Annotated in this window: 5 protein-coding genes; 2 read left to right on the top strand and 3 right to left on the bottom strand. The window is 62.5% G+C overall.

Features of this window, described 5'->3' with window-relative positions; translation table 11 throughout:
• A partial coding sequence (locus Q0654_RS17355; protein WP_298856223.1) for a class I SAM-dependent DNA methyltransferase occupies nucleotides 1–1,560 on the bottom strand: 1,560 nt, incomplete at its 3' end.
• Nucleotides 1,561–2,134: 574 nt separating this feature from the next.
• Here Q0654_RS17355 and mobI point away from each other — a divergent pair.
• The gene (gene mobI, locus Q0654_RS17350) at nucleotides 2,135–2,737 is read left to right on the top strand and encodes a conjugative transfer protein MobI(A/C) (protein ID WP_298856222.1); all 603 of its coding nucleotides are present in this window, start codon (nucleotides 2,135–2,137) and stop codon (nucleotides 2,735–2,737) included.
• A gap of 77 nt (nucleotides 2,738–2,814) precedes the next feature.
• On the opposite strand, the gene Q0654_RS17345 is transcribed toward mobI, so the two are convergent.
• Nucleotides 2,815–3,543: a hypothetical protein gene (locus Q0654_RS17345; RefSeq protein WP_298856220.1), complete on the bottom strand. Its 729-nt coding sequence runs from the start codon at nucleotides 3,541–3,543 to the stop codon at nucleotides 2,815–2,817.
• Between the two features lie 42 nt (nucleotides 3,544–3,585).
• The gene (locus Q0654_RS17340; protein WP_298856218.1) at nucleotides 3,586–4,776 is read right to left on the bottom strand and encodes a hypothetical protein; all 1,191 of its coding nucleotides are present in this window, start codon (nucleotides 4,774–4,776) and stop codon (nucleotides 3,586–3,588) included.
• A 761-nt stretch (nucleotides 4,777–5,537) separates the two neighbouring features.
• Between Q0654_RS17340 and Q0654_RS17335 the strand changes: the two genes are divergently transcribed.
• Nucleotides 5,538–5,843: a hypothetical protein gene (locus Q0654_RS17335; RefSeq protein ID WP_298856215.1), complete on the top strand. Its 306-nt coding sequence runs from the start codon at nucleotides 5,538–5,540 to the stop codon at nucleotides 5,841–5,843.
• Nucleotides 5,844–6,000 lie beyond the last annotated feature (157 nt).

Genomic DNA, 6,000 nt, shown 5'->3' with positions numbered 1-6,000 from the left:
CGGACTTACACAAATCCGGGATGAGCGGGTCCAAGGGAACTGGGTGGCAAGACATTCCTCTTCACCCTCCACATCCTCAGCGGAGCCAACATATCGAGCTGAAGTTAGTGCGTATCGGTTCGCGCGAATCTCTTCGAAAGAGGTAACCCGAGAGAACCCTCTCTCCTCTTCAGGAACGCCATGCCGCTTGAACTGACGGTATACGGACGCAATTCGCTCGATCTCCTCATCCGACAGCTGCTTCTGTTTGCGCGACCCGGGAATAAGACTTCCGAGCTTTCGGCCGTCGATGAACAGCACTTCACCCCGTCGATCACGACAGCCAAATTCTCCAGACCGATTTTTTGATAGGAACCACAGAGCGCATGGGATCGGGGTGTTGGCGAATAGCTGACCAGATAGCTGCACGATGCAATCCACCACGTTGTTGTCCACCAACGCCGTGCGTAAAGCTAGTCGAGCACCCTCCGCGTTCGAGAGCTCGCCGGAGGCCATGACGAATCCCGCCGTGCCGCCCGGAGCCAAGTGGTGCAAGAAGTGGAGCATCCACATGGTGTTGGCATTGCGCGGGCTGAGCACCAAAGGCTCGCCGAACGGTGAGAGGCGCGGATCGTTGGCGGCGATCAGGCGCGCGCCCCAGCCGTCGGCTCCCTTGGCGCCATCGTTGAACGGCGGGTTGGCGAGGATGTAGTCGGCACGCAGACTCTCGTGCTGGTCGTTGCTGTAGGAGCTGCCCAGCTTGATGTTGCCGTCGAGGCCGTGGATGAACAGGTTCATCCGGCACAGGCGCAGCGTGAACTCCTTGCTCTCCTGGCCGTGGAACGACAGCCGGTGGCTGTGCTTGGTGAAGGCGTCGGACTGCACGAACATGCCGCCGGAACCGCAGCAAGGGTCGAAGACCTTGCCCTCAACCGGTTCGAGCATCGCGACCAGGGTGCGCACGATCGATGCCGGGGTGAAGTACTCGCCGCCGCGCTTGCCCTCGCTGCTGGCGAACTCGCCGATGAAGTACTCGTAGATGCGGCCGAGCAGGTCCTCCCCGCCGTGGTCCTTCTCGAACACGTCCTTGGAGAACAGCGCGATCAGCCCGCGCAGGTCCTCGGCATCCATGTTGGAGTTGGCGTAGATGCGCGGCAGCAGGCCACGCAACTTCTCCGGGTAGGCGTTTTCGACCGCTTCGAGCACGTTGTCGAGGCGCAGCTTGATGTCATCCTGCCGCGCCATGTCGACGATGCGGCTCCAGCGCGCCTCCTCAGGCACCACGAAGACGTTCTTGGCCCGGTACTCGTCGGGGTCATTCAACGCCGCGGCGTCGCCGTAGATCGGGCTCTCCGGTTCACCAATCATCTTCGCCAGCTCCGCCCGCCGATGCTCGTACCGCAGCGACAGGAAGCGCAGGAAGATGATCGGCAGCACGTAGCGCTTGTAGTCGGCCGGCTCGATTGTCCGGCGCAGCGCGACGGCGGCCTGGAACAGCTCACGCGTCAGCTCGACGCTCGGCGCGACAGCAGATTTCGACTTGCCACCCTTCTTGGTGGCCGCGCCTTTGGTGCGGGGCATGCGCTCTCTCCATGGTGAGCGCGCAGCGTCGGCCGACGACGCGGATGCCGGTCAGAGTGCGCGCAATGCCCCGAAGGATACCCGACGGCCCGCGCGGGTCAGCCAGTCTGCAGCTGGCGGGCCGTGGTTCACGGCCTCCACGGTGCAGGAATCGGCCCAGCCGAGCCGATGGTCGAGATTCTCAGGACCCCCAAAGCAAGGCAGATCAGGGGCCGCAGGCTGTTGGCTCGTTCCGATGGTCGAGATTGAGCTCGGCTTGCGAGCGCAGGGAGCTCAGTGGCTCGAATCTCGACCATTGGCTGCGGCGCGCTTGGCACTCTCATGCATCAAGTAACTGAGCGGACGAGCGAACTTCGCGATCCACCGGCCATCTCGAATCTCGACCAATCTGAGTCCGGTGCTCTTGGCCGAATGGTGCTCACAAGTGGGCCCAATTCGCTGATCAGTGAGGCCGAGCCGACGTTACCGTGTGGCTGTCGCCCGGCCTGCGTCCTTACTGGATCGCCGAGCCAACTCCCGACAGTTAGACGTACCGGCAGAGGCGACAGACACCCCATCATGGAAGGAGGCGGAGATGATCTCGGATTTGGAGTTGCTCGGTAGCTGGAGCGGGGAGATGCAGCGCCACGCCTACACGGCGCTGGATGCGGCAGAGAGCGCAATGGGCGCGCTGCAAGGCCAAGCTTCGGAACTGGTGGCTGCGTTCCGCGCGACGAGAGAGACCTTGCGCATGCAAGCACAGTTCGAGATCGATGCGCGCACCGTGGTCGGAAGGCGGGCGAAGAAGATCTATGCTCCACTCAACTTGTTCACTCGGGTGCGGGGTGGTGGTCTCGAGCTTTCCTGGCAGGAGGTCCACCGGAACCGCGTGACGCACAGGCCGGCGTATAAGTACCTTCGCCTGTCCGCCGATGGGAACGCCGATCTCCGGCTGCTGCTCGCACGAGCACTTCCTTTCGAACTGGAGCTCGTGAGGAGTACCGAGGAGCGTGCCAAGCACCTCCGGAGCCAGTGGAGGCGTTGGGTGCATCTCCGCGATGAGTCGGTGCGGGCACTCCATCTGGCAGAGGAGCTCGTCTTCAGGACCGCTTCCACACCCTCTGGCCCGGGCGGTCAGGGCGGTCAGGGCGGCCCGCAGGGAGGCGGCCTGCATGATTGGATTCCCGCGGCACCGTGATGGGGCTGCTACCGAGCACGATTGTCAGAACGCCACGCGCGCATTGGTTGCGTGTAACAGCAACTAGCGCGCCGGCATCAAGGCGAGACCCGCGAAAGCAGCCAGGAACGGCAGAGGTGCCTGAGCAACTGCACGGCCTCTGGCATGGAGATAGCCCTTGAAGGTGGCGAGCCACTCTGTACTCCATGACGGGATGCATCTCCGGTCAGCGCCGGTGAGTTCGCAGTGGCGGCGAAACTCTGCAGCTGCTGGCGAGTCACCCCGCCCAAAGATGCTAGCTTGGCTGGTCCGCCCTCCGCGGCCAGCAGCACCTCGTAGAGTCGATAGAGTGCAGGCCAATCCTGCAGGTCACTTCTCGACAAACGCAGGACCTTCGCAACGGTCTCGTCGATTTCCGCCAGCGCAATGAGCCTGTGGATCGGATCGTGGGTTGTCGCTCGTTTGGTTTGGCCATCAGCGCCCGTCACGGTCAACTCCGCGTCAACGGAGACGCTGATCGCGAGAGCATCCTGCACTGAGCAGAAGACGATTCGACCACCATCCGGGCGCCTGAAGGCAACGTCGATCAGGTGGAACTGCGAATGTCGGCATAGCAGCACTGACGCGACGCCGTCGAGAGCAGAAAGGTGCTGCAGCGCGACAGCCACGACCTCGTCGTGAAGCTCCGGGCCGAGTTTATCAAGGCCATCCCACTCCAATCGGTGGAGGGTCTCGACTTCCACCACTCGCGGACTGACTTCGCTGGTGCCGCGAGCGACCCAGCGCAACGCGGCGAGATCCCCATCTATCGTCAGCTCCCAAGGCATCGAGTTCTCCATTCCGTATCAACGTCAGGAATTGGACGCGCCTCAACCCTGCGCGTCCATGAGTTGTCGCCATCGCGCTTGAGCCGCTTGGAACCGAGAGCCCTCGTTCCAGATCACACGACCAGGTGCATTCGCACGTGCGAAATCGCCGTGCATGGTGGTGGTCAGGTCGAGCACACCGAAGAAGCCGATGACATGTTCGCGTGCGAAAAGCATGTCGATCACGGGCGAGACGATCTCCAGGGTCTCGACGGGATCGACGTCCCGAAACATCGGCAGCTCCAGGCAAACCACCCCAGGAGCCATTGAAGACAACTGCCGATCAGCCGCTTCTTCGATGACGACAGACTCGATCTTGCGCGCAAACCATGCGCCATCTCGCTTCGGGCCCGAGAACTCAAAAACCCGGGGCCGTGCTACCTGCGCGCCTTGTCGCCGCCCCGTAATAACCCGATGGACAGGATCACGCGAAGCGGCGAGCGCCAGGAGCTCTTGGTAGGGAAGCACGGTCTCGACAGGCCGCAGGTCGAAGTGCGCGGTGATGTCGCCAGACTGAGCTTCACCACGCTCGGCCTTGAAGGTAGTAGCAAGGTGCTCGACTGCAGCGATCAGCGACGGCCGACCGAGATGACGCGGTCCCAGATCCAGCCGCACAGTACCGCACCAGCCTCGCGCTTGCAGCTCTCGTTCCAAGGTCTCAGCGAGGGCCACGACCTCATCTGTCTTGAGCACCTCGACCAGATCAGCCGCCAATCGCTTGCATTCAACAAAGACCTCGTCCGGGTCGCCTGCCACGCGCAGCGCGAACTCACCGCCGGGGACCCCCTCCTGAAGCCACCGCACCTGATAGCCGCACCAGTCATGGTGGGCAGCCGTAAGCAGTTCATGGGCATAGTCAGCGCAGGCCTCTCCAAGTAGGAGATCGCGATAACGGCCCGGTACAGGCGTCGCACCAACGCGCTCGAACCGCAACACAGCTGATGCCAGCCGACACAGCGGCATGAGGTGCTGCAACACCAGTGCTTCGTTCACGGCGCCGCGAGTACGGGCCTCTAGATACTTCAGCACGTCGCGCGTCACCCACTGCCTCTGCAGTTGGCGTGTGTACCTCAAGGGACCGAGATCTGCACCGCGCAGGGGAGCCTGTGCCGCCTCCAAGCGCTCGGCACCGAGCCAATGCGTGAAGGCGTCCAGCTGTGCCTGGGCTTCGACCAACGTTGCTTGCGCCGCCATCATCTTGCTCCCACTAGGGCTCCCTGCGAAGCTGGTCGAACGGAGAGAGCTGCGCGTCTAAGGCCTCGCTCGGCCACTTACGATGCATCCGCCCATCCATCCATTTCAGAACAGCGCTCTTCGGCTGCCGTCTCCTCGGCTCCCCGGTGGAAACGATAGAACAATCGGCGGCAGGACCCTGCTGCTACGCAATCGCGACGGTGTCAGTCATTCGAGCGATGTTGGCGCTTGGTGGGGATGCGCGCTGGCAATCGCTTTGCCTGTCTCGGCAGAACGCCGTACCACGGCATGACCGGTAGGAGGTTTGGCTTGTTTACGCGAAGGGCGCGCAGGAAGGAGCGTAGTACATCGGCGATGCGACAAATGAGTGACTTCGAGATCACGGTGGCGTCCGAGGAGAGTGAACCTTTCTTGTTCAATTTAGCTGCCCAGGCATCATCGGAAGATGGGGGCTGATTGGTGAGTCAGGCTGGATGCAAGGATTCTGGATGATCCAACGAGAGGGGGCATCACTTCGATCCACGGTGGTCGTACCGGCAACGTGTCCGGTGGCATTGCATGCGTACGGAGACTGGCAGGTGACGGCCGAGCACGTCGAAAGATTGCACGAGATTGTGCTGTGCATCCGAGCCACGTCGCGTGCGGAGCGTGCGCTGGAAGAACTTGTCGCTGCATCTACGGAGAGAGCGGAGCGCGTTGCACAGAAGATCCGAGCACCTCTCTCGCCCCGACAGCGATCTCTGTTCGAGGACCTGGATCGAATGCTGACGGCACCCGACGACCTCGCGAAGCTACCCCGCGTGTTCTGGATGTTGGGAGCGCTCGCCGCCCTCGCGGCAGTACGGGCCGCGTACATGGACGCAGTGTCGAGGCGTCAGATCGCCGGTTTCGCAACTATCGACCTTTTTTCGAGATCGCTGCATCGGCATCACACGGCTGCGGAAGAGCGCTGGTCATCGCAGCGCCGACAGATTGAAGCTCGCTATCCGTGGATAGCGCGCAAGGGAGCAGTGAAGCTGGAGGGCCTGGAGAAGGATCGGCCAGTCTTCGTGTTCAGCGCAGCGTAGCACCTGAGCTTCGCATCGCTCGACGCCTAGTCATGGCATTAGTCGTCGAGGTCGCGGAAGTCCCCGAAAGCTTGCCGTGACCCTGCTGCTGTCGAGTAGTCCTCCGAAGGCAAGTTGCCGGTGGGAAGGTCGTCGAACTGCTGGCCTCGAAGAAGGT

The sequence above is a fragment of the uncultured Aquimonas sp. genome (assembly GCF_937888285.1).
GTDB lineage: Bacteria > Pseudomonadota > Gammaproteobacteria > Xanthomonadales > Xanthomonadaceae > Aquimonas.
This window is presented reverse-complemented; position numbering and strand designations above follow the sequence as displayed.

What these genes read in the sequence shown, in the direction of transcription:
- mobI (WP_298856222.1), top strand. Translation starts at nt 2,135, where the DNA reads ATGATCTCGGATTTGGAGTTGCTCGGTAGCTGGAGCGGGGAGATGCAG.
- Q0654_RS17345 (WP_298856220.1), bottom strand. Translation starts at nt 3,543, where the DNA reads ATGCCTTGGGAGCTGACGATAGATGGGGATCTCGCCGCGTTGCGCTGG.
- Q0654_RS17340 (WP_298856218.1), bottom strand. Translation starts at nt 4,776, where the DNA reads ATGGCGGCGCAAGCAACGTTGGTCGAAGCCCAGGCACAGCTGGACGCC.
- Q0654_RS17335 (WP_298856215.1), top strand. Translation starts at nt 5,538, where the DNA reads ATGCTGACGGCACCCGACGACCTCGCGAAGCTACCCCGCGTGTTCTGG.